This window comes from Psychrobacter sp. AOP30-A2-5 (genome assembly GCF_052378115.1).
In the GTDB taxonomy this organism is placed as follows: Bacteria; Pseudomonadota; Gammaproteobacteria; order Pseudomonadales; family Moraxellaceae; genus Psychrobacter.
Genome location: NZ_JBQSXK010000001.1, coordinates 316,998 through 340,495, shown reverse-complemented (window position 1 = coordinate 340,495; position 23,498 = coordinate 316,998). Strand labels below are relative to the sequence as shown.

The following is a 23,498-nucleotide window of genomic DNA, read 5'->3' as shown; positions in this document are numbered from 1 at the left end:
AAAATGCGACATCACTGATGGTCTTGAATAATTGATGAAATTTTCAATTATCTGAGACCATTGATTTTTTATGGTACTTTTAAATATTAAAATAGCAGTTACGATGAATTCATAAAAATAAACACTTTGTTACAACCATAGTAATCAACGGCGCTATAGTGGTGAATTGTGACGCTTTAATTAAGTGGATATCATCAGCCCCTTATTGTTAAGTATTTAACCTGATTTTTTAAATACTTTGACTTAAAAAAGGGATAACCACAAGGTATAACTGCTATGACCTCATCTGTTAAAAAACGGCCAATTCGATTCACTTTACTACCAAGTTTGTTGGCACTAAGCTTGGCATTAAGTGCTTGCCAAGATGCTTCTTTACCCAATGAAAGTGACGTACAAGAAGGTAATCAGACAAGCGCTGATGCAATAAATGATGATGGCATAGATATGAATGCTGATGCAGTAACGGATGATACTCAGATGGATAAGATGAGCGATGAAGAGAAAATGATTTCCAATCTTTCACGTTATCGTTGGACATTGATGTCTGTAATGGACAAAGGCGCACAGCCATTAAACATGCTGACGGATATTAAAGACCAAGTGCGTTTGTCTTTTAATCAATACCAAGGTGAGAATACGTTAAGTTATAGCGTTGGTTGTAATACCATGAGCGCCGGTTACCAATTGCAAGGTCATACTTTGACTGTTGAAGAGGGTATGAGTACGAAAATGTCTTGTGGCGAGCTTGATAAGGCTGAAAATAGTTTAAGTCAGCTGATGCAAGGTGAAAGCCAGTTAACATTAATGAAAGCTAACAGTGCCAAAGATGGCGACGTTAAAGACAACAACTCTCAGGATGATAGTCTCAAGGGTGATAAGCCAATATTAACCCAAGTCACCAGTGATGGAGCAACGTTGGTTTGGCAAGGTAGGCTTACCTCACAAGCCAAGTATAATAGTAAAGGTGAGACCGTATTCTGGGCAGTAAGCTCGAAAATGATACCTTGCACCGATAATGGCTTAGAGATGTGTCTACAAGTGAAACCCATTACCTATGATGACCAAGGTATTAAAACGAGCGAAGGCAAGTGGGCAGTCTTTACGGGTGAAATCGATGGCTATCAGCATGATGGCATGCATGATGAAGTATTACGTCTACAGCGCTACCCATTAGACAGTGACGATAGCAATAGTACAGAAGGCGAAGAATATGCTTATGTGTTGGATGCAGTGATTGAAAGTGCCGTCGCAGAGTAGTCGGTTTAAGCCGTTGCATTTTTATAGTAAAGCGATTTTATAGCAAAACGATAGTGTAAATAACTTAGACAGTTCGAAAAACACGCGGCATTCGAACGCGTGTTTTTTATGCTTGTGTTATAAGCGTTCTTAACGCAAGTTCCCCAGATCTTCTTCTGTTAAACGCCAGCGACCTTTTTTCTTAGACGCACCGCGCCCACGCATGGCACTGTTTAATATTAATTTATTCATGGAATGGCTTGAATGCGCATGACAGATGGCGCAGGCAAGACCATCGGCGGCATCTTGTTGCGGCACGACATCCAAAGATAGTATACGGCAGACCATCTCTTGCACTTGCTCTTTTGCCGCTGCGCCATAACCGCAAACGGCTTGCTTAATCTGGCGCGCGGTATATTCCGATACTTCTAAATCTAGAGCAACCATGGCGGCAATAGCAGCACCTCGCGCTTGCCCAAGTTTCAACGCTGAATCAGGGTTTTCTGCCATAAACACTTGCTCAATAGCCGTATAGATAGGCTCATCAGCATATTTCAAATGATGCTGTGTGATGCGCGTCAAGCCATTAAAAATCCGCTTTAGACGTTCAGGCATCTCTTTGGTGTCGGTACGTATGGTACCTGCATCGATATAGGTGAGTTTGTCGCCCGTCTGTTGGACGATGCCATAACCGGTCATGCGCGAACCAGGATCAATTCCAATAATAATTGCCATAATATCCCATCTTGCTTATATTTTATTTTATATTCAATCCTATATAATTTGGATACGGTGTCAGACTCGCTCAGTCTACTACTCGTAGTACTTTTACTCATCTTCCTTGTATCCAGATTATATCTTACCGACTATATGGCTTAAAAATTAGCCTTAAGTTTGATAGTATAGCAATCAATCCCCATATACATCATATGTTAGCCATCTTAATTTGCATGGCGCTCAATTTATTGGTTTTTATTTTATAGGACGACACTTTATGGGTCAGATAGTTGGTATTGCCATTGTTTGGTTTATTATCGAAATGCTACTTTGGTATTTGCTTGCTCAGTTTATGAGTGGTTGGTGGGTATTTATATGGTTTATTATCGCCGCAGTCATCGGTATCTCCCTCTTGCGTAAAGGGATGGCTGCCCTCAATCCAATGGCACAGCAGATGAAAGCAGGTGGCATGATGAACCCATCGATGCGTCCGCAAGAATCAACCATGATGAAAAGTGTGGCCATGGCAGCGGCTGGTATTTTGCTACTCATTCCAGGTGTGCTGAGCGATTTACTCGCATTATTGGTGATATTGCCACCCGTGCAAAAGAAGCTCAAAGACTTTGCTAATAATTATGTCATGAATAATCAGCAAAAAATGATGGAAATGATGGCCAAGCAGATGGGCGGACAGATGGGCGGCGGACAAAATCCGTTTGGGGGTATGGGCGGTCAAAACCCGTTCGGCGGCGCAGGTGGTATGAATAATCAAAATCCATTTGGTCAACAACAAAACCCGTTTGGTGATGGGTTTAAACAGCATACAACGATTGATGGGACAGCAAAAACCATTCCCAAAGATGTGAAAAAAATCACCAAATCTGCCAATGACGAATAGTTGAATTAATAGGCAAGCATAGAAAAACCCCCTTTTATCAATGATAAAAGGGGGTTTTTAATGGTTATTACTAAGTCTTTATGAGTTGATAAGTAAACCTACCGAATATAAATAAAATAATAATTAACCGAATAGAACAACCGAAGTGCCGCTGTAAGATGGTGACCCATGAACCGTGAAGTTCAGGGCGGATGCGTCACTGCCTCTGCAGGTTTCCTGATACACCGCAAGCGGTGCAGGCATACACAATGAAGCAATAGGTACCACATCCTGGTAAAGCATTATCGGCTCAGGGAATAAACATCTACTAGCCAACACTTCAGAATATAATTATCTTAACGAATGGTTTGAATGATTGCAAGTATGATTTACAGATTGATACGTAGATTTAGAGATTGGTATTATTGCTATTAAGTTTTAACTGCCTTTTCTACTGTATAAATGTGCTTTAAATAAGTATGCTTTAACGCTTAAGAGTGGGCGTAAAATGACGATTTTTCAGCTATTTTAAGATGTGTGTTAATATAGAGGGCTTTAAACATCCTAATATAGCATTATAGGCGTTCATTCACTTGAGGAGCGGTAATCCATGACCAATAACCAGCAACAATCAGCATTTATCGATGATAATCAGGCTCAGCTCAATAGTAAGCAGGATGGCGATCAAAATAAAAAAGTGCCGCATGTCTTAATGATATTAGATGGTTTTGGGCATCGTGAAGACGATAAGGATAATGCGATTGCTGCCGCCAATATGCCAAATTTGGATAGGATTTATCAGCAATATCCGCATGGATTGATATCTGCTTCTGGAGAAGATGTTGGTTTGCCAGATGGGCAGTTTGGCAATTCAGAAGTTGGGCACATGAACTTGGGCGCGGGTCGCGTTCTGTATCAAGATTCGACTCGTATCTCAAGTGAAGTGGCCAATCGTGAATTTTATAAAAACGAAGCCTTAGTCAATGCGGTAAAAGCCGCGAACGAGTTGGGTGGTAACGTCCATATCATGGGTTTGCTGTCAGACGGTGGCGTCCACTCTCATCAAGATCACATCGAAGCGATGTGCCACTCGGCGTTAGTGCACGGCGCCAAAAATGTCTTTGTACATTGTTTTTTAGACGGACGCGACACCCCACCTAAATCGGCGGATAAGTATATTAATCGTCTGCGGGACCATATCAATAAGCTTAATGCTCATTATGAAGGCGGCCGCGTACAGATTGCCAGTATCATTGGGCGCTATTATGCAATGGATCGTGACAATCGCTGGGATCGCGTGCAAAAAGCCTATGAGCTTATCACTGAAGGTAAAGCCGATCGTCTGTCTACGCGTGCAGATGGCGCAGTACAAGCTGCTTATAAGGCACGCGAGACCGATGAGTTTATCAATCCAACGGTAGTGATTGGCCGTGATGAGGTGCCATATACCGTTGATGACAATGACGCTCTTATCTTTATGAACTTCCGTGCTGACCGTGCCCGTGAGCTGGCGCAAGCTTTTGTCTTGCCAGATCATGAGTTTTCAGGATTTGCCCGCAATAAGCAGCCAAAACTTGCGGCATTTGTGATGCTGACCAAATATTCTGACGTTTTAGCAGACAATCCAAAAACTAGCGTTGCTTATTATCCCACGTCATTGACCAATACGCTTGGCGAATATTTGCAAGACAATGGTAAAACTCAGCTGCGTATCGCTGAAACTGAAAAATACGCGCATGTGACGTTTTTCTTTAGCGGTGGTCGTGAAGAAGAGTATGAGGGCGAGACACGTATTCTCGTACCCTCTCCAGATGTGGCGACTTATGATCTGAAACCAGAGATGAGTGCGCCTGAAGTGACCGATAAATTAGTGGCTGCCATTGAATCAGGCAAATATGACGTGTTAATTGTCAACTATGCCAATGGTGATATGGTAGGTCATACGGGAATTTTTGATGCGGCCGTAAAAGCAGTAGAGGCACTAGATGTCTGTGTTGGCCGCATCGAGTCAGCGGTACGCGCTGCTGGCGGTGATATGCTTATCACGGCAGATCATGGCAACTGTGAGCAGATGCAAGATTACGAAAGTGGTCAAGTACATACTCAACATACCACTGAACATGTACCGCTCATTTACGTGGGTGAGAAAAAGCTACAAGTACGTAGTCGTGGTAAGTTGAGCGATGTCGCACCGACTATTTTGGCGCTGATGGATATTGAGCAGCCTGCTGAAATGACGGGCGAGAGCTTACTGGTTCCAGCGTTGTAAGTTAGGCATTTAATACTATTATATTGACAACTTACTAGCGTTGTTAGAAGTAATAGAAAGGGGAGAGATATTTATTGTCTCTCCTTTTTTTGATTTGTTTTTTAAGAGATATTTGGCTGACTTTATTTATCTTTAAATGTTTGGATAGTGAGAAAAATAAGGGCAATCATGATATTTCGCCTGCTAAACAAACTTGACACTGCTACTCATCATTTGATGAAATCATATTAGTTATCGTGAATGTTACTTGCAATACTCTCCTAGTCTTAGACTGGCTCTTGATGCTATCTTATGAGGTAAATATTCATCCATATATCTATAAAAATAATTCTATTATTAAACGAGTTCTCTTATGCGTTCTATTTATTTTATGCGCTTACCAGTGACGAAGCGATTGGGCAAACAAGCAATGAAGGTATTCACTGCGCCGACTATTTTTAAACCTGCATTGATGATAGGTCTGATTGGGCTCAGCACTGCTAGTATGTACGCACAAGCAGCGAGGTCACCAGCTAATGCGACCATCAATAATCCCACCGCCAGTCTACAACTGATTAGCTTAAATGCTGATGAGATAGCCACAGAAGATGACACTAATAATTTATCAGATGTCGCTGATATGCTTGAGTCGGCCGACCAAGTTGACGATTCGATAGACAGTGTCGCAGATGAGAGTGCCTTGACCGATGACACGAATGAGATCGATGTCAGTATTCCACCTGAGGTTGCGCAAGTATCATTGAATGCCATTTCTCCAGAAACGCTCAAGACGTTTGTTGCGGTAGTGGATTTGGTACGCCGTGAATATGTAGATGCGGTCAATGATGAAGAGCTGTTCAATAATGCGTTGAGTGGTATGTTGACTAAGCTAGATAGTCATGCTGAATTTTTAGATGCTGAGGCTTATGAAAACTTGCGTGCCTTTACCGAAGGTGATGTGGGTGACGTCGGTATCAAAGTCAATTATCAGCCTACAGATGGCTATTGGGTGATTACAGAGGTTATTGACGCATCGCCTGCAGATAAAAAGGGCATTGCGGTTGGCGATTATTTACATCAAGTCGGTGATTTCAAGCTTGATGAAGATAAAGAAAGTAAAGATATCGAGCAACTTTTGACAGGGATTGCGGGTACGCAAGTGGATGTTGTTACCTCAAAAGCTGGTCGCCGCAAACATACCACGACCTTGCAGCGTAATAACAGCCACCCTCAAACGGTCGAGGCAAGTCTCATTGACGGTATCGCTGTTATTAAGTTACCTGCCTTTCAAAATAATAGCCGTGAAAAACTCTTGGAAGGCTTGATAGATCTAGACGCACCTATTTCAGGTATCTTGCTAGATATGCGTGATAATCCAGGCGGGGTGCTAACGTCGGCGGTGAGCGTGGCCAGTTTGTTTATGAGCGACACTGATGTGGTACAAGTAAAGGGTCGTCAAAGTGATACGCGTACGCTATCCACTCAAGGTCTGGCGATACTTGAATCATTGCCAGTGGTGGTGCTGCAAAATCGCTATTCGGCGTCAGCGGCAGAGGTGCTGGCCAGTAGCTTACAAGCACAAAAACGTGCCACAATCGTTGGTGAAGTTAGCTATGGTAAAGGGTCTGTACAGTCGGTCATCCCACTGAATGATGAGCAGGCTGTCAAACTAACCGTCGCCAACTACATGACAGCGTCAGGCAATAAGATCGATGGAATCGGGGTAGAGCCTGATATGACCTTGTCAGGAAGTGAAAGTACATGGGAGCAGCAAGCGCTCGCTTTACTAAAAACAAAAGCGCTTGATTCGGGCATTCGTTTTGTCCGAAAACCTGCCAAAGTCGATAAAGCAGTAGCAGGAAATAGGGTTCAGTAAGGCTCACTTAAAGACAGGCTATCGCGATGTATTAACGTTAAAATATTATTTGTCATTATTCAAAAATGGCAAATGCTATGGATCAAATTGATCCTCAGCTATCTCTAGTTTTTTCATGCGATAGCGTAAAGAGCGAAAAGTCGTGCCTAGTAATTCAGCTGCTTGCGTTTTATTCCAAGCAGTTTGTTTTAGCGCGGTAATAATCAACTGTTTTTCTTGTTCTTGTAGGTAGTGTTCTAACCCTTGAGATGGTAACTGACCATCCTCTAATTTGCTTAGAATTGCTTTTTCATCACTTCCTTGCAGAATAGATCGATGAGTGACAGATTCTTCGTGATTGTGACGGGCTGTATGGTTTGAGCTTTCTGTATGGTTGCTTTCTGAACGCTGTATCATAGAAGGGTAGTGCTGAGCGTTAGTACGATAAGGGTGCAAGTTGGTCGTCACTTGCTTGACCTGTGGCGCTATTGTCTCATCCATAGATTGAATGACTTTTTCTCTATTTTCTATCGATTGAGCGACCATTTGGTTGCTTGTTTGACGCTCAGAATATTGAGTATTATTGACAACCGCAGGCTCACTCTTCTGATCTTGAGAGACTGCGCGGTGATGGGTTATATCAATATCAGGCAAACCCAAGTGGCTGATGTCAATGTGCGGTGTCTCTGCTAGGGTTACTGCGCGTTCAAGGACGTTACGCAGTTCACGAACATTGCCCGCAAAGTTATGATCTTGCAAACGTTCGCATGCCTCAACAGTGAGTATCGGTGGGTTCTCTAACTGCCATTCATCAGCAATTAATGCTAAAAAGTGCTTGGCTAATACAGGGATATCATCACGACGTGCATTGAGCGTCGGCAGTTTTAACTCAATCACATTGATACGGTAGTACAAATCTTGTCGAAACGCACCGTCTTGCACCAATTGGTTTAGGTTTTTGTGGGTGGCGGACAAGATACGAATATCTACGGGAACCTCTTTGGTATCACCAATGGCTCTCACCGTTTTTTCTTGAATGGCGCGCAGTAGTTTTACCTGCATAGCTAAAGGCAAGTCTGCCACTTCGTCTAAAAATAACGTGCCGCCATTGGCCTGTTGAAACAGCCCTTGTTTGTCAGCGACAGCTCCCGTAAAGCTGCCTTTTTTATGACCAAAGAACTCTGACTCCATCAGCTCTGATGGTATTGCTCCACAGTTTACTGGTACAAAGCTACCATCACGGCGTGGGCTTAAATCATGAATCAATCGGGCAACCACTTCTTTACCAGTACCCGAAGCGCCTGACAAAAATACAGGTGCTTGTGAGCGTGCCAATTTTAAAATAGTATTTTTCAGTGGGTGCATCACCGCAGAATCACCAATGAGTCTACTATCTAACAGTTTTTGTTCGGGTGAGCATTCGGCTGTGGCTTTTGCTTCATTGTCTTGATGAATAACTTTTAAAGCATTTTCCACCAGTTGACGTAGGCGCGGTAACTCAAGAGGTTTATTCACAAAGTCAAAAGCACCAAGTTTCAATGCTTCAATGGCGAGATCCATACTGCCGTGAGCAGTAATCACGGCAATGGGCGTACTAGAGCTATTGCTAATTTCTTTTACCAACTCTAGTCCTGACCCATCAGGCAGCTTTAAATCGGTCAGACAAAAATCGTAATCATTGTCTTGCCAGTATGATCTTGCTTGTGACAGAGTATATGCTACATCACTTTTAATGCCCATTTTGGTCAAAGTAATTTGCATCAATCGGCACAGATCCACTTCGTCATCAACGACTAGCGCGGTTGTTGTCATACATCATCTCATCGTATTCAATAGCTATAAAATGGTAAAAACCAAGAGGCCTTAATGGCAAAGTATTCCATATAATGTTAATACTTGGTAAGGTTGATTTTTATAAAATACTGGTATTAACATTATGTTCAGTTTTATTTACATGAGTATCAGCACCAACAGCAGGTGCTATCAAGCGAAAACAGGTTTTCTCATGTTCAGGAATATAAAGCAAGCGAGTTTGGTTGGCTTCACAAAAAGCTTGTGATAAATACAGTCCTAAGCCTGTCCCTGCTTGGTCTGTCGTAAAAAATGGATTAAACAAATGTTCCAAATCTTTGGTGCTAACCCCGTGACCAGCATCTAAGATATCAATTATAACATCGTTATCCGCACAATAAATCTCGATTTCCACATAGGCATGAGGGTGGGCGTAGCTACTGTAGCGCAAGCCATTGTTAATTAAATTGATTAAGACTTGCTCTAGTTGATGCGTGTCGAATGATATGGTCGGTTGTGTTTTTACATGTAGAAAAACATCGTGTCCTTGAAAGTAGTTCTCTAAAAATGTTGGCATCCAGTCTGCCAGTATAATCGCTTGCTGGTTTGCGGTTTGCTGGCGAGACAATTTTAGTACATCTTCGATAATGCGATTCACGCGTTTTGTTTGTGAAAATATTATTTGATAAAGCTCATGATTCGCTGCCATATCATCATTTGAGATAGTCGCCGTTATCGTATTATCTGCTGTATCGACTTCTAGATTGGCTTCTATAATATCTTCCATTAATAATTGGCTGGCTTGTGATATCGCTGCCAAAGGATTCCTTATTTCATGGGCGATGCTCGCCGTCAATTGCCCTAAAGAAGCCAGTTTCAATTGTTGGGCACTGGCTTGCTCGCGGCGTAAGTCCTCTAATATTATCAGTTTACTGTCATCTTTTAATGGAATAATTTGTACGCGCAGTTTACCGAATATGGAAGCGTTTGCGACTGCAGGCAAATCATAAATAAAGGTGCGTGATTGGCCTGCCGCTACTGACAAACAGGCTTTAAATAGCTGAGTATGTTGTTGGCCAAGCTGCTGCTGAAAGTTAGATAAGAGTGCACTGCGAGTATTGTTTCGAGTATCTTTTGTATCAATAGAGGTGCTGTGCAATGATGCGGAAGGGCTGTGTGAAAGGCTAAGTAATTGGTGAGCGGCAAGGTTTGCTAAAACGATATGCTGTTTATCGATGACGATGACACCATTAACCATTTGCGTGATGACTTCTTGGTTGATAACGTTTAATCGTTCAACTTCTTTAGCGTGACTCGCTGCTACTTTTTCAAGTTGTACCAAACGCTGTGAGATGGACCAGCTCAAACCACCAACCGCCAAAAAGCTGGCTGACATGAGCAATGCGTCCCCTAAATTTGCTAAGCTCATGCTATTGGCAATGGCATAAAAGAATTGCTGATAAATGACAAAAATAATAGCGAGTAGGGTAATAATTAAGGCTTGTGAGCCGTGTAGTAACATAAAACTCGCTGCGACGACCACCATATATAACATGGTCAACTGTAAATCAGGCGCACCCGCTGTATATAGTAATAAGCTTAATATAATGACGTCTAATACTAAACCAAAGGCTAACTGTCGCCGCATTTGCTGATTAACGACATAAAACAAGCCAAGTAAAATAAGACTAAGTAGGAAATAAAAGCTAAGCGTTGTTTGTTGTAAAAAGCTTGGTAGAGAGAGGCTGTTGTCAGAGTGAGCGGTGATATAAACCATCAGTAGAGAAAACAGACTAACAGCAAAGCGGTAACTGCTATAAATAAGCCCCAACCTGCGCAATTGAGGTGGAGATAGCGTGTCATCACGATGCAAATAGTGAGTAACAGCAGAGACGATATTAGTAGCAGGCTTCATAGATTGACCGCAATAAGGGAACAGTTGCTAGGGCGTGTCCTCATTTTAAAAATAGGGATAAAATGAGATAAATTACAATCAAACAAGGAATATATCGTCATTAATATCGGGATATTTGACGATACTTGATAAAATTTAGCCATTTTCAGCCCATGTAGATGTCCATCAATTGAACTGAGGACACGCCCTAATGAGTTATGGCTGAATTAGACCATGACGAATGGCCAAATGTGTTAACTTCACATCGCTATCAACCCCAACTTTTTCATAAATACGATAGCGGTAAGTGTTGATGGTTTTGACACTCACAAATAGCTGATCGGCGATTTGCTGCGGGCTTTGACAGTTAACAACCATCATTGCCACCTGTTTTTCGCGATCACTCAGTAAGTCAAAAGGTGAGTTGGCATTATCTGACAGCAAAACATCAGCCAGTTGCTCAGCGACATCTTGGCTAAAATAACGACCACCTTGATAGATTTTTTTGACAGCGCGAATCATCTCATCGAGCGGCGTGCCCTTCGTGATATAGCCATTGACCCCCGCTTTGATAAGCATCGAAGGATACGGCTGCGCTGACATACTGCTGACGGCCAATATTTTGATACCCATATCCAGCTGAATTAAGCGTTTGGTTGCTTCAAGCCCACCAATATTAGGCATATTGACATCAAGCAAAACCACATCAGGGCGCAATTGTTTGGCCAATTTGATGGCCATGTCACCGCTGTCCGCTTCGCCGATTACTTCGATATCGATACTATCTGACAACATGCGGCTAATACCCATTCTCACCAAATCATGATCATCTACTACCAGTACTTTAATCATAACGATACTCTTTGTTGTTTGTCAGAATGAAGGCTTTTATTGACGCTAAATGACAAAAAATAAAATCATTAGAGTCGTTTTTTTAGTTTTTGAAAAAAATAAAATATTGCTAATCTTTTAGATAGATACCATTGTTTAATATAACAAAAAACGAATAATTACAGTGTTCAAAGTTAAGATATATTGCTGAAATGTGAGTCAATGTTTCTGTAATATAAAGTGGTTGTAGTAAAATTTGAATTACACCAAAATAAATTATTAAATCAGCTTGATACATTAAACTTAAATGCAAACCATGATACACTAAAAATACAAAAACTCTATACGAGTACTTATAAACCCATTCATAAACGCTACGTACGTTGTTGCTATTGGTTAGTATGTAACTGATTCTCTAATTAACAGCATCGTGACAGCAGGAGGCATAATGAAGCAACTACCATTAACCAAACAGCAATTAATCGCTGCTATGATTTCATTGAGTTTGGGCAGTGTTGCACAAGCCGCACTTACTATTAATGGTAGCGCTGACACTAGCTCTAGTGCTCGCATGAGTTGGGGCGGTGCCGATAGTTTGTCTGAAGCACGCAATATTATGTATAAATCCAAAGGCTCAGCTATCAAGAAAGTTGATAGTGGCAATGGTACGACCAGTATCACCAACGCCAATAGCTTCGGTAGTAGTAATAACAGTTACAATAGCAGTAATAGCTACAATACAACGTATCGTGGCTCATTTGGTAGCAGTAACATGATACCGATCAGCACTGATTCGCGTAGTGTTGCGGTCATCGATGCTGAAACGGGCGAATCTATTTATGAAAAAGATGCTGACATTGCACGTCCAATGGCCAGTATCTCTAAAGTGATGACGGCCATGGTCGTATTGGATGCTGGTCTCGATATGCGTGAAGAGCTCACACTCGATCCAGAAGATTTCGTCGGTCCTAAGCGTGCCAGCTCTAACCTCAAATCAGGCGATCGTTTGAATCGTGCTGAGATGTTGCTTATGGCATTGATGAAATCAGAAAACCCAGCAGCAAAGAGTTTAGCGCGTAATTATCCAGGTGGCTATACTGCCTTTATACGTGCCATGAATCGTAAGGCTCAAGATCTGGGTATGACCACGGCTTTCTTTGGTGATCCAACGGGTCTTGATAAGCGTAACGTCGCTTCATCAAACGATTTGGTTAAAATGGTTCGTGCGGCGGGTAACTATGACGTAATTCGTCGTTTCTCGACCACCAAGAGCTATGACTTTTATGTGTCTAACTACTCAAGTGGTAACCGTACTTATAAAGCCAATAACACCAGTAGCTTGGTTCGTGCCGGTGATTATCCAATTGGTATCTCAAAAACAGGTTTCATCAATGAAGCTGGTCGTTGTGTGGTCATGGAAACGCGTGTGAATAACCGCCCAGCAATTATCGTTATCTTAGGAGCGAACAGCTCAGCCACACGTTGGGGTGATGCCAAAAATATTCTAAACAGTCTAGCGACACGCCGCACGGTATAACTTTACTGTTTTAGCATTTATAAAAAGGCTGTTATTCGATATAACAGCCTTTTTATTGTGTTGAATTTAAGGTGTGTCTTTAATTTAATCAATGGACTTCTACAAGGGCTAAAAATTTATCTCATTTTTATCTCCATTTTTAAAATGAGGACACATTCTAGGAAAAATAATATGACTCAAACATCGATTGTTATATCAGCACCAAAGCTATATTTACTGACCAATGACGATGAGTTTGCGCTGCTGTATCGCAAATTAGAAGCAGCATTAGCAACAGGATTCATTGCGCTGTTACAAATTCGTCGCAAGCAGATATTGGCGCTACCTGATGGTGAGTCTCGTCTATACGAAGAGGCTAGGCAAATAGTTGAGTTGGCGAAAGCGTACAGCGTACCAGTCGTCATCAATGACAATATTAAACTGGCTGCCAAGCTCGGCGTTGGTGTGCATTTGGGTCAACAAGATGGCGAAGTTGCCGATGCTAAGCACGAACTACAACCAAACCAAGTGATCGGACGCACTTGTCATGGCAAGATAGAACTGGTTGAAGAAGCAAAAAACGAGGGCGTAAGCTATGCTGCTATGGGTGCGATTTTTACCTCAAATACAAAACCTAACGCCAATATTATCTCGCGCCAGCAGCTCATAGATGGCTGTCAGAAAAATATAGCGATATGTGTCATCGGTGGCTTGACGGTAGAAAATGTCACCGAGCTGGCAGGTTTGCGGATTACTTACGTGGCGGTCGTTGGGGATATTATGGATTTGCCTGTGGATCAAATCGCTGCGCGCTGTCAACAATGGCAGCAGGCATTCTCTCAATGGAAAATGCCTACTTGATCACTAGAACTTTGATTTGGAATGGCTGTCGTAGAGTAAAATGGGTCGTTATTCAGCATGTTCCATACATAGGGTAGCGTAAGGCAGTGCTTGTAAGCGCTGTTCTTCAATTTGCTCACCGCAGACTTCACATTTACCATAAGTCCCGTTTTCAATACGGCTTAGTGCATTTTCGACATAGATCAAACTTTGACGGGCTTCAACCATCAAATTTGTACGCATGTCGTTTTGACGATAAGAGATGGCTTGGTCTTCCCAATGCTCATTGAGGTCGTCTTGCGGGTTTTGGATATGATCTTCGATTTTATCGATACGAGTCTCATATTCTTCTTTAAGTGTCAGTAGGTCTTGTTTGGCAGCTTGAAGGTCGATACTCATTGGGTTCTCCTAATGGGTTATTTTTATTGTAGGTATTATTTATTATCAGTACTAATAGCATCTTAAACAGCCTTATTACTAAGTGCCACCACGAAATGTTACTGATTTTTATTAAAATTTAGCCATTTGTCTTATTTTTATCCCCATTTTCAAAATGAGGACACGCCCGAGTAAAATTTAATAGTGCGTTCTTTATGAGCACTTGCTAGAAAACTGCTAGAATACACCGCCTCAAATTCTTGCTTGGTTGCTTTTATACAGCCATGGACAAGAGCAGCCGATTTGATAAATATTTTCAGTAATGAGTAAAAAGCCAACCGATAGATTAACAAGAGATGATGCATAGGAGCAGGTAATGAATTTTTTGCGTATGAGTGAGCTGAGCTTAACGGATAAAGTGGTGTTGATTCGTGAAGATCTCAATGTGCCTATTAAAAACGGTAAAGTCGCCAGTGATGCACGCCTGCAAGCCAGTTTGCCTACGATTAAGATGGCGTTAGAAAAAGGCGCGGCCGTTATTGTTTGCTCACACTTAGGTCGTCCAACTGAAGGCAGTCCTGAGTCGATATATTCGCTAGCACCAGTTGCTGAGTATTTAAGCGATAAATTAGCCACGGAGTTATCAAAGCCCGTTAGCTTAAACAATGACTACCTTACTGAAGGCGTGGCAATTAAAGCAGGCGAGGTCGTGCTATTAGAAAACGTGCGCTTTAATCAGGGCGAAAAGAAAAACGATGCGGATTTAGCACAGAAATACGCTGATTTATGCGATGTATTCGTGATGGATGCATTTGGCACCGCACATCGCGCACAGGCCTCAACAGAAGGCGTTACCCAAGCTATGCATCGAGCAGGAAAAACAGCTTGTGCAGGACCTTTATTGGCGGCTGAGCTTGATGCGTTAAGCTTGGCACTTGAGACCCCAGCACAGCCAATGTTGGCAATCGTTGGTGGTTCAAAAGTATCGACAAAGCTAGAAGTGCTGCACAGTTTGTCTGAATTGTGCTCGCAGATTATCGTTGGTGGCGGTATTGCAAATACATTCCTAGCCGCGCAAGGTCATAGCGTTGGTGCATCACTTTATGAAGCGGACTTGGTTGAGACAGCTCGTGACATTATGACTAAGACTGAGATTTTATTACCTGAATATGTTGTCGTTGCTGATAAAAATGAGATTGATTTTGCTGACTTCACAGGCTCATTACAACAAGCCACTGCGACCATCAAATCTGTCGATGCGATTGGCGAAAATGACATGATATTGGACATCGCTCCAGAAAGTGCTAAGCAATTAGCGGATGCTATTATCAACGCAAAAACCATTTTATGGAATGGTCCAGTTGGTGTTTTTGAAGTCGATGCTTTTGGTCAGGGCACACAAATCATAGCAAATGCCGTTAAAAACAGCGAAGGATTTTCGATCGCTGGTGGTGGTGATACGCTTGCTGCAATTGATAAATATCAAGTGGCAGATGGCGTTAGCTACATGTCAACAGGTGGTGGCGCATTTTTAGAGTTTGTAGAAGGCAAGGTATTGCCTGCGGTTGCTGCTCTACAGGTTGATGCGTAACGCTTTAACGATATTTAGCAGATGAGTAACATTAGCCGTACAATTTAGCCTCATCATCTCATGTACGCTGTATCAATAATATTTTGGCTACTATTCTTATGTTATTGTTTTAAGAGAAATAAGAGTCAGTGGCCACTCATTATTATTAAGTAGTAATTATTTGTTTCTATACTGAAAATTATGATTGCATGTCTAATTTGCACTCTATAAAATAGCGCAAATCATGTATTTGACATGCTTTATTTATGAGGGATTTATTATGTTAAAACGCCATTTATTACTTGCTAGCGTACTTGCTGGTACTTTTGCAATCACTGCATGTAGCCAACAAACAGAAGAGAACGCCGAAGCTGCAGTTGAGTCTGCTGGTGATGATGTTGCTGCTAACGCTGATACTGCCGCTGCTGAAACAGAAGCCGCTGCTGCTGAAGCTGAAGTTGCTGCAAAAGATGCTGGTACTGAAGTTGCCGAAGGCGCTGAAACTGCCGGTGTTGCTGCTACAGATGCACTAAAAAACACTGGTGAAGCAGTTGTGGTAGGCGCAAATGAAGCCGTTGCCAAAACTGCTGAAGTGGTTGCCGATGGCGCATCTGCTGTTGAGAATAAAGCCAGTGAAAACGCAGTAGAAGCAGAACAACAGTACTAATCATCAATACATAAGCAACTGAACCTAAGCCATTGATCTACTCATTTGTTGATTGATGAATAGCTTATTAAGCTGTTGGTTGCAGATATTGATTGCTGTATAAGCCCTCAAAATATTTAAAAAGCTTTGGTGATAGCCAAGGCTTTTTTGTATTTAAAATCATAATCTAGAGGTTAGGGTGTGTCCTCATCTTTAGCGCATTTAAATATCCATTGATTGAATTGAGGGTAGGCCTTAGTCAGTCAAAAATATGGTGCACAAGGTTTATCCGTTTTTTCAATTAGCTGCGTATCATATGGAACTTATCAAGTTCCTTTATAAAACTCGCTATCATTCTGTTTGTTGAATCAAGCAAAGAAAGAAATAGTCGGTTAACCGCTACGAAGCGCTGGCAATTTTTGCTATAATCACGGCGTAATAATTACGATCAAAAAACACTGGTTTTTTGCTGGTCTGACTATTATCAGGCTAGGGTTTTAGGGCAATTGTTGCAACATCGTATTTTTAAGAATGATTTCTTAATATCATATTCAAAATTTAATCAGAGAGCGTCTTATGGCTTTAATATCGTTACGTCAACTTCTAGATCATGCCGCCGAAAATAACTACGGTGTCCCTGCTTACAATGTTAATAATTTAGAGCAGATGCGTGCAATCATGATGGCAGCCGACGCCTGTGATTCTCCTGTTATCGTACAGGCTAGTGCTGGTGCACGCAGTTATGCAGGCTCTGCATTTTTGCGTCATCTGATTATTGCTGCTATCGAAGAGTGGCCACATATTCCAGTCGTTATGCATCAAGATCATGGTATGTCACCAGCGATTTGCCAACGCTCAATTCAGCTTGGCTTCTCATCAGTGATGATGGACGGCTCGCTTGGTGAAGATGGTAAAACGCCAATGGATTATGATTACAATGCCAGCGTGACTCGCGAAGTTGTCAAGATGGCACACGCGTGCGGTGTTTCAGTAGAAGGTGAAATTGGTTGCTTAGGTAGTCTTGAGACTGGTATGGCTGGTGAAGAAGACGGCTCTGGCGCAGAAGGCGTATTAGATCACGAGCAGCTATTGACCAGTGCTGATGAAGCAGAACAGTTCGTTAAAGACACCAACGTCGATGCGTTAGCCATTGCTATCGGTACCAGTCATGGCGCTTATAAATTCACCCGTCCACCGACAGGCGACATCCTATCGATTGAGCGTGTAAAAGAGATTCATGCCCGTATTCCTAACACCCATTTGGTCATGCATGGCTCGTCATCAGTGCCGCAAGAGTGGTTAAAAGTTATCAATGAAAATGGTGGCAACATCGGTGAGACTTATGGTGTACCGGTTGAGCAAATCGTTGAAGCGATTAAGCATGGTGTGCGTAAAGTAAATATCGATACCGATTTACGTTTAGCATCAACGGGCGCTATTCGTAAATTCCTTGCTGAAAACCCGAGTGAATTTGATCCACGTAAATACTTCAAAGCCTCTATGGTTGCGATGTCAGATATCTGTACCAATCGTTTCGAGGCCTTTGGTTCTGCGGGTCAGGCACATAAAATTCGCCCAATTAGCCTTGAAGGTATGGTCGATTTTTATAAATAAGCTTAATTAAGAGATATCGGCTAGTTATTGAGTGGCAACTAGGCTAATTTTTTATAATAGCTCTAATAGAGGTAGTGGATTATGATTGGATTGATTAGTGGTCAAGTGCAGTATTTGATGGCACCGACTGCCTGTGTCATGACTACTTCTGGTGTCGGCTACGATATAGAGCTGCCGCTACCGTCATTTTGCCAGTTGCGTCTCAATGAGCAGGCGAGCATTTGGACGCATTTTCATGTACGTGAAGATGCGCAGCTGCTTTATGGTTTTATCGATCGCAAAGAGCGTGACGTCTTTCGTCAATTGATCAAGATCAATGGCGTTGGCGCAAAAATGGCGTTAGCAATGCTATCTGCGATGTCAGCTGCTGAGCTAAAGATGCATGTCGAGCAAGAGTCAGAGACGGCATTAACCCGTATTCCCGGTATCGGTAAAAAAACAGCGCAGCGCTTATTGATTGAGCTAAAAGATAAGCTGAAAAATATCGAAGTCGATAGCAGTCATTTAGAGTTTGCCATGCAACCTGCTGAGGTGTCTCACGAGGGCAGCATCATCGCTGAGGTAGAAGGCGCGTTGATTAGCTTGGGCTATAAAGAAAGAGAGGCACAGCAAGCGATTAAAGCTGCTAAGAGTAATGGTAATACCTTTGCCGATACGCAAGGTTTACTAAAAGCCACATTGCAACAGTTGTCAGGATTTTGATTCATATAGCTCACTACCCTTGATAAGTATCAATAAGTCTTAAACAGATAAGCGACATTCATTGTCGCTTATTTTCGTTTTAGGCTGTGCTTTATTTAGTCGCTGCTTTATGATGTTTTGCATGACTTATACGTAGCGTTTGGTTATGCTATTTATACCTATTCTTTAAAAATAATGATTTAATATAATGATAAAACCTATGATGCAAGATCGTTTGATTAATCCATTCGAAGGGGCAGGCGATGCGCCTGATTCTAATATTCGACCGGCATTACTGGCTGAATATATTGGTCAGCCAGTGGTACGTGAGCAGATGGAAGTATTTATTGGCGCAGCGCGTGGTCGGGGTGAGGCATTAGATCATACTTTGATTTTTGGTCCGCCCGGTCTTGGAAAAACGACGCTTGCCAATATTATTGCTCGTGAAATGGGTGGTAACTTGCGTTCTACCTCAGGACCTGTGCTTGAACGCCCCGGTGATTTGGCAGCCATGCTAACCAATCTAGAAGAGGGTGATGTGCTATTTATCGACGAAATTCATCGATTGAGTTCCGTTATTGAAGAGATACTGTATCCCGCCATGGAAGACTTTCAGCTGGATATTATGATTGGTGAAGGGCCTGCGGCACGCTCTATCAAGCTGGATTTACCGCCGTTTACCTTAGTCGCGGCAACCACGCGAGCAGGATTATTGACCTCACCACTGCGTGATCGTTTCGGCATTGTGCAGCGGCTCGAATTTTATAATATTGCTGACCTAACCACGATTGTGAGTCGTGCCGCACGTTTGATGCGTGTACCTATGAGTGAAGATGGCGCGGTGGAGATTGCTCGCCGTGCGCGTGGTACGCCAAGGATTGCCAATCGTCTATTACGCCGTGTACGTGATTATGCTGAAGTGAGAGGCGACGGTAGTATCAATGGCGCGATTGCGGGCAGTGCGCTCGATATGCTGGCAGTTGATAGACGTGGTCTTGATCATTTGGACAGACGTTATATTGAGATATTGCACGAACGCTTTGATGGTGGTCCAGCTGGCGTTGAAGCGGTAGCAGCAGCAATGGCTGAAGATCGCGGTACGCTTGAGGATGTGATTGAGCCATACCTTATTCAGCAAGGCTACGTATTACGTACGGCGCGTGGTCGTGTATTGACGCAAATGGCGATTGATCAGATGTTATGAAATTAGCCTAAAAAATGCGCCTACGTTTAATACTCTAGTTAAACGTAGGCGCATTTTTAGGCTTTGATTTCTTATCAGCAATATTCAACAGTTAAACAGTGGGTAAAGCCACAGGCCATATTTTACCAGGGTTAAGTATGTTTTTAGGGTCAAGAGCTGACTTGATCGCTTGCATCAGCACTAAGGCGTTACCGTGCTCTTGCTGCATATATTTTTGTTTGCCTTGCCCGATGCCATGCTCACCTGTACAAGTGCCATCCATTTCAATAGCGCGGGTAGCTAAGCGGCTGATAATGCCGTCAGCAGTAGCGATTTCTTCAGGGTTTTCGGTATCGACTAATAACAAAACATGAAAATTACCATCGCCAACATGACCGACGATAGGCCCAATCATGCCCGACGCTTCGATATCTTTTACTGTTGCACTGACGCATTCTGCTAATCGTGAAATGGGCACACAAGCATCCGTCGATAAGGCGCTGGCGTCAGGACGTAAAGCAGAGCTGGCATGATAAGCGTTATGCCTTGCTTGCCACAGACGCTTGCGCTCGGCTTCATTGGTATCCCAAGCGAAGTCACGACCGCCGAATTCTTCGATAATATCCGTAAACAGTTGAGCTTGTTCAGCGACGCTGGCATCTGTGCCATGAAACTCTACAAATAGGGTAGGCGTCTCATCCAGATCAAGATTGGCATATTGATTACAGGCTTTAATTTGCATGGCATCAAGTAGCTCAATGCGTGCAATCGGCAAGCACATTTGAATGGTCAGCATTACTGCCTGACAGGCATCCTCAATCGTTGGGAAATGGCAAATACCGCTACCAATACATTCGCTGATGCCGAATAGTTTAAGTGTGACTTCGGTGACGATACCGAGCGTACCCTCTGAGCCGATCATTAATCTCGTCAAGTCATAACCCGCCGCAGATTTTTTGGCACGGGTACCAGTGCGGACAATCTCTCCACTAGCGGTGACTATCTCAAGCGCGAGTACCACATCTTTCATGGTGCCATAGCGGACAGCATTGGTGCCTGAGGCGCGAGTCGCGACCATGCCGCCGATACTGGCATTGGCGCCAGGGTCTATGGGAAAGAACAGCCCGGTATCACGTAAGTAGTGATTGAGCTGCTCACGTGTGACGCCTGGTTGTACGGTAACGGTCAGATCTTCATTATGTACCTGCAATATTGCATCCATCGCGTGCATATCGATGCATAATCCACCATATGGGGCATTTAATTGACCTTCTAAGGATGAGCCAATACCAAATGCAATCACTGGCATTTGATACTGATTGCAAATCTCCACCGCAGCTGCTACCTCGTGCTTATCTTGTACTGTCAAGACGGCATCGGGTGGCTGATTGGCAAGCCACGTCATCGTATGCCCATGCTGCTCACGTACCGTTATATTGGTAGTAAGTTGTTTACCGAAACGAGTTTGTAAGGCAGCAATAGCCTCGCTGTGGTCTTTCTTAGCAATTGATATTTTAGCGGTAGACATGGGTGATTCCTATACAGGGCGTCTTTTTTACCGAGCCAATGAGAAATGAGGCAATGTAAAAACTAAGCTCTCACTCACTTTAAATGTCACTAAAAAGCAATGAAAGTGAGTGAGAGCTTATTGAACAAATACTAGGGCGTGTCATCAATTAGCACATTAATGTATTTAGTGGCCTTAAAATGGCTAAATTTTGCTAAACATCGTCAGTAATTTTGTCAATATGTTCATATTGACGGCAATTTCTTCCTTGTTTATCTACAATTTTTCTCATTTTAAGCCTCACAATCTAATTGATGACACGCCCTAGATAGTACTGGCTATTAACCAATACTTATTTTTATTAAAAATAACAGAGCGTTAGGCTAAAATACGCCAAACGACAACCAAAATAGCCAATATATAAAAGATAGGCGAGAGCCAGCCAACAACCTGTGTTGCAATGGCAATGAAAATGGCAAAACCTGACAGTGCTAGCCAATCTCGGCGTCGATCATTAAGCATATCCGCACGAATTTGTTGTATTTCTCGCAGTTGACTGTCTTGGCGTGATCCTTGTGAGGCAAGGCTTTGTAAGCCTTGATCCAATAGCTTTGGAATATCAGTCGTCGATAATAAAATCTCTGGTAACTGCTGACGCAGCTGTTGCAAATTACGCATCGGATCGAGCTGCTCTTTAATCCAACTGCTTAAGATCGGCTTGGCAAGTGACCAGATATCAAGGTCAGGATACAAGTCGCGACCGAGTCCTTCGACATGAACCAAGGTCTTCAATAGCAGCATGAGTTGCGGCGGGATACTCATATGGTGACGACGGGCGATATCTAAAATTTGCATTAAGACACCGGCAAAGTCGATATCATTGATAGATTTTTGCAGCATTGGACCAACCGTGCGTTTCATATCGCGCATCAGGGCATGCTTGTCTGTATTTGGTGGAATCCAGCCAGCTCTACTGACGATATCAACCATCGCCGTAAAGTTGTTATTCATCACCGCCAACAGCATGCGCGCCACAATGAGCTGATCGTCTTTTGATAGCGTACCCATGATGGCGCAATCAAGCCCTATATAGCGCGGCTCGTGTCCTAAGTCAACCGCTGCCATATCTGCGGTGAGTGTTTTAACCGGCGGCGTCTCTACAAACACATTACCCGGATGCATATCGGCATGAAAAAAGTTATCGCGGAATACTTGGGTAAAAAATATCGTTAAGCCTTTTTCTGCTAGTGCTGCTCGGTCATAACCAAGTTGATCAAACACTGCAACTTGCGAGATAGGAACGCCTTGGATACGCTCCATGACCATCACATTTTTGGCAGAATCATAGACTTCTGGTACATACATCAATGCGGAACCCAAGAAGTTGTTGCGCATCTGAGTGGTATTGTCTGCCTCTAAGGTCAAATCCAGCTCGTTTAACATCACTTGGCGATAGTCTTCTACAATATCGACGATATGGATGGCACGTGCCGCTTCAATACGCGCTGATGCCCAATCGGCCAGCTCGCGTAGTAGCTCAAAATCAGCAATGATGGTGGTGCGGATATCAGGACGCACCACTTTTACCACTACTTCACGCCCATCATGCAATGCAGCAGTATGTACTTGGGCAATAGAAGCCGCCGCTAGAGGTTTGACATCAAAGCGTGCGAACAATGTGCCAATCGATTGACCAAGACCGTGTTTAGGGTCTTGGATTTGGGTAATGGCCACATCAGAATTGAAAGGTTTGACTTTGTCTTGTAGCTGAACCAATTGCTCGATAATCTCAGGCGGCACTAAATCGCGACGCGTTGACAGCAGTTGGCCAAGCTTTAAAAACAGCGTGCCCATGTCTTCAAGCGCATATTTAATCGCATTGGGTTGGTGTTTTTTACCCCACGCCGCTGGATGTAGGCGAATCAAACGCGCCAAAGGTTGCAGCTGTGGCGCGTCTTCGATAGAAAGATGAGTATCGATGCGATAAATTGCGGCGATACGCCAAAGCTCAAGTAAACGGGCGCGATGAGATAATAGCATGAGGTATGGGTACTCTAAAGAAAGTCGAAAATAGGGTGGGCACTGCACTTATTTATAAACTGTGCTTGTCTATA

The 23,498-nt window shown here is 43.0% G+C and carries 18 protein-coding genes and 1 other RNA gene; 11 read left to right on the top strand and 8 right to left on the bottom strand.

Going from position 1 to position 23,498, the window contains the following annotated elements; all coding sequences use genetic code 11:
* The first annotated feature begins 276 nt into the window (after positions 1-276).
* Positions 277-1,257 carry an META domain-containing protein gene (locus ACT3S4_RS01395; RefSeq protein ID WP_444760255.1) on the top strand — a complete coding sequence of 327 codons (981 nt, stop codon included), beginning with the start codon at positions 277-279 and terminating at the stop codon, positions 1,255-1,257.
* A 129-nt stretch (positions 1,258-1,386) separates the two neighbouring features.
* On the opposite strand, the gene ruvC is transcribed toward ACT3S4_RS01395, so the two are convergent.
* On the bottom strand, positions 1,387-1,971 hold the full coding sequence (gene ruvC, locus ACT3S4_RS01390; RefSeq protein WP_045446965.1) for a crossover junction endodeoxyribonuclease RuvC: 585 nt from the start codon (positions 1,969-1,971) through the stop codon (positions 1,387-1,389).
* Positions 1,972-2,230: 259 nt separating this feature from the next.
* Between ruvC and ACT3S4_RS01385 the strand changes: the two genes are divergently transcribed.
* Positions 2,231-2,851, top strand: a complete 621-nt coding sequence (locus tag ACT3S4_RS01385; protein WP_238035222.1) for an FxsA family protein — start codon at positions 2,231-2,233, stop codon at positions 2,849-2,851.
* A 133-nt stretch (positions 2,852-2,984) separates the two neighbouring features.
* On the opposite strand, the gene ssrS is transcribed toward ACT3S4_RS01385, so the two are convergent.
* Positions 2,985-3,180: non-coding RNA, 6S RNA (gene ssrS / locus ACT3S4_RS01380), on the bottom strand.
* 260 nt (positions 3,181-3,440) lie between these two features.
* Between ssrS and gpmI the strand changes: the two genes are divergently transcribed.
* Together gpmI and ACT3S4_RS01370 are read left to right on the top strand one after the other, a co-directional pair.
* Complete coding sequence (gene gpmI / locus ACT3S4_RS01375; protein WP_444760254.1) at positions 3,441-5,099, top strand: 2,3-bisphosphoglycerate-independent phosphoglycerate mutase; 1,659 nt, start codon at positions 3,441-3,443, stop codon at positions 5,097-5,099.
* Between the two features lie 352 nt (positions 5,100-5,451).
* Complete coding sequence (locus tag ACT3S4_RS01370; RefSeq protein ID WP_444760253.1) at positions 5,452-6,954, top strand: S41 family peptidase; 1,503 nt, start codon at positions 5,452-5,454, stop codon at positions 6,952-6,954.
* 75 nt (positions 6,955-7,029) lie between these two features.
* Here ACT3S4_RS01370 and ACT3S4_RS01365 read toward each other — a convergent pair whose 3' ends face one another.
* From ACT3S4_RS01365 to ACT3S4_RS01355, 3 genes are all read right to left on the bottom strand, one after another.
* Positions 7,030-8,745 (bottom strand): sigma 54-interacting transcriptional regulator, encoded by a 1,716-nt coding sequence (locus tag ACT3S4_RS01365; protein WP_444760252.1) that lies wholly within the window; start codon positions 8,743-8,745, stop codon positions 7,030-7,032.
* A gap of 100 nt (positions 8,746-8,845) precedes the next feature.
* On the bottom strand, positions 8,846-10,639 hold the full coding sequence (locus ACT3S4_RS01360; RefSeq protein ID WP_444760251.1) for a sensor histidine kinase: 1,794 nt from the start codon (positions 10,637-10,639) through the stop codon (positions 8,846-8,848).
* A gap of 195 nt (positions 10,640-10,834) precedes the next feature.
* Entirely contained in the window at positions 10,835-11,470 is a 636-nt protein-coding gene (locus ACT3S4_RS01355) for a response regulator (RefSeq protein WP_055123802.1), read from the bottom strand.
* A 427-nt stretch (positions 11,471-11,897) separates the two neighbouring features.
* On the opposite strand from ACT3S4_RS01355, the gene ACT3S4_RS01350 reads away from it, so the two are divergent.
* Entirely contained in the window at positions 11,898-12,986 is a 1,089-nt protein-coding gene (locus ACT3S4_RS01350; protein ID WP_045451193.1) for a serine hydrolase, read from the top strand.
* Between the two features lie 171 nt (positions 12,987-13,157).
* Positions 13,158-13,826, top strand: a complete 669-nt coding sequence (locus tag ACT3S4_RS01345; RefSeq protein WP_444760250.1) for a thiamine phosphate synthase — start codon at positions 13,158-13,160, stop codon at positions 13,824-13,826.
* A gap of 48 nt (positions 13,827-13,874) precedes the next feature.
* Here ACT3S4_RS01345 and ACT3S4_RS01340 read toward each other — a convergent pair whose 3' ends face one another.
* Positions 13,875-14,204: a TraR/DksA family transcriptional regulator gene (locus tag ACT3S4_RS01340; protein ID WP_193008300.1), complete on the bottom strand. Its 330-nt coding sequence runs from the start codon at positions 14,202-14,204 to the stop codon at positions 13,875-13,877.
* A gap of 355 nt (positions 14,205-14,559) precedes the next feature.
* Here ACT3S4_RS01340 and ACT3S4_RS01335 point away from each other — a divergent pair, with 355 nt between their 5' ends.
* The 5 genes from ACT3S4_RS01335 to ruvB all read left to right on the top strand — a co-directional run bounded on the left by ACT3S4_RS01335 (position 14,560) and on the right by ruvB (position 19,898).
* Positions 14,560-15,774 (top strand): phosphoglycerate kinase, encoded by a 1,215-nt coding sequence (locus ACT3S4_RS01335; RefSeq protein ID WP_193008298.1) that lies wholly within the window; start codon positions 14,560-14,562, stop codon positions 15,772-15,774.
* Positions 15,775-16,033: 259 nt separating this feature from the next.
* On the top strand, positions 16,034-16,420 hold the full coding sequence (locus ACT3S4_RS01330; protein WP_055123806.1) for a hypothetical protein: 387 nt from the start codon (positions 16,034-16,036) through the stop codon (positions 16,418-16,420).
* A 555-nt stretch (positions 16,421-16,975) separates the two neighbouring features.
* On the top strand, positions 16,976-18,013 hold the full coding sequence (gene fba, locus ACT3S4_RS01325) for a class II fructose-bisphosphate aldolase (protein WP_045446949.1): 1,038 nt from the start codon (positions 16,976-16,978) through the stop codon (positions 18,011-18,013).
* Positions 18,014-18,094: 81 nt separating this feature from the next.
* On the top strand, positions 18,095-18,715 hold the full coding sequence (gene ruvA / locus ACT3S4_RS01320; RefSeq protein ID WP_045446946.1) for a Holliday junction branch migration protein RuvA: 621 nt from the start codon (positions 18,095-18,097) through the stop codon (positions 18,713-18,715).
* Positions 18,716-18,917: 202 nt separating this feature from the next.
* Positions 18,918-19,898 carry a Holliday junction branch migration DNA helicase RuvB gene (gene ruvB, locus ACT3S4_RS01315; RefSeq protein ID WP_045447074.1) on the top strand — a complete coding sequence of 327 codons (981 nt, stop codon included), beginning with the start codon at positions 18,918-18,920 and terminating at the stop codon, positions 19,896-19,898.
* A 91-nt stretch (positions 19,899-19,989) separates the two neighbouring features.
* Here ruvB and ACT3S4_RS01310 read toward each other — a convergent pair whose 3' ends face one another.
* A complete protein-coding gene (locus ACT3S4_RS01310; RefSeq protein ID WP_201560141.1) occupies positions 19,990-21,405 on the bottom strand; it encodes an FAD-binding oxidoreductase in 1,416 nt (471 codons plus the stop codon).
* Positions 21,406-21,762: 357 nt separating this feature from the next.
* Entirely contained in the window at positions 21,763-23,424 is a 1,662-nt protein-coding gene (locus ACT3S4_RS01305; protein WP_201560140.1) for an ABC1 kinase family protein, read from the bottom strand.
* Positions 23,425-23,498 lie beyond the last annotated feature (74 nt).

What these genes read in the sequence shown, in the direction of transcription:
- ACT3S4_RS01370 (WP_444760253.1), top strand. Translation starts at nt 5,452, where the DNA reads ATGCGTTCTATTTATTTTATGCGCTTACCAGTGACGAAGCGATTGGGC.
- ACT3S4_RS01365 (WP_444760252.1), bottom strand. Translation starts at nt 8,745, where the DNA reads ATGACAACAACCGCGCTAGTCGTTGATGACGAAGTGGATCTGTGCCGA.
- ACT3S4_RS01305 (WP_201560140.1), bottom strand. Translation starts at nt 23,424, where the DNA reads ATGCTATTATCTCATCGCGCCCGTTTACTTGAGCTTTGGCGTATCGCC.
- ruvA (WP_045446946.1), top strand. Translation starts at nt 18,095, where the DNA reads ATGATTGGATTGATTAGTGGTCAAGTGCAGTATTTGATGGCACCGACT.
- gpmI (WP_444760254.1), top strand. Translation starts at nt 3,441, where the DNA reads ATGACCAATAACCAGCAACAATCAGCATTTATCGATGATAATCAGGCT.
- ruvB (WP_045447074.1), top strand. Translation starts at nt 18,918, where the DNA reads ATGCAAGATCGTTTGATTAATCCATTCGAAGGGGCAGGCGATGCGCCT.
- fba (WP_045446949.1), top strand. Translation starts at nt 16,976, where the DNA reads ATGGCTTTAATATCGTTACGTCAACTTCTAGATCATGCCGCCGAAAAT.
- ACT3S4_RS01395 (WP_444760255.1), top strand. Translation starts at nt 277, where the DNA reads ATGACCTCATCTGTTAAAAAACGGCCAATTCGATTCACTTTACTACCA.
- ACT3S4_RS01335 (WP_193008298.1), top strand. Translation starts at nt 14,560, where the DNA reads ATGAATTTTTTGCGTATGAGTGAGCTGAGCTTAACGGATAAAGTGGTG.
- ACT3S4_RS01330 (WP_055123806.1), top strand. Translation starts at nt 16,034, where the DNA reads ATGTTAAAACGCCATTTATTACTTGCTAGCGTACTTGCTGGTACTTTT.
- ACT3S4_RS01350 (WP_045451193.1), top strand. Translation starts at nt 11,898, where the DNA reads ATGAAGCAACTACCATTAACCAAACAGCAATTAATCGCTGCTATGATT.
- ruvC (WP_045446965.1), bottom strand. Translation starts at nt 1,971, where the DNA reads ATGGCAATTATTATTGGAATTGATCCTGGTTCGCGCATGACCGGTTAT.
- ACT3S4_RS01385 (WP_238035222.1), top strand. Translation starts at nt 2,231, where the DNA reads ATGGGTCAGATAGTTGGTATTGCCATTGTTTGGTTTATTATCGAAATG.
- ACT3S4_RS01340 (WP_193008300.1), bottom strand. Translation starts at nt 14,204, where the DNA reads ATGAGTATCGACCTTCAAGCTGCCAAACAAGACCTACTGACACTTAAA.
- ACT3S4_RS01355 (WP_055123802.1), bottom strand. Translation starts at nt 11,470, where the DNA reads ATGATTAAAGTACTGGTAGTAGATGATCATGATTTGGTGAGAATGGGT.
- ACT3S4_RS01360 (WP_444760251.1), bottom strand. Translation starts at nt 10,639, where the DNA reads ATGAAGCCTGCTACTAATATCGTCTCTGCTGTTACTCACTATTTGCAT.
- ACT3S4_RS01345 (WP_444760250.1), top strand. Translation starts at nt 13,158, where the DNA reads ATGACTCAAACATCGATTGTTATATCAGCACCAAAGCTATATTTACTG.
- ACT3S4_RS01310 (WP_201560141.1), bottom strand. Translation starts at nt 21,405, where the DNA reads ATGTCTACCGCTAAAATATCAATTGCTAAGAAAGACCACAGCGAGGCT.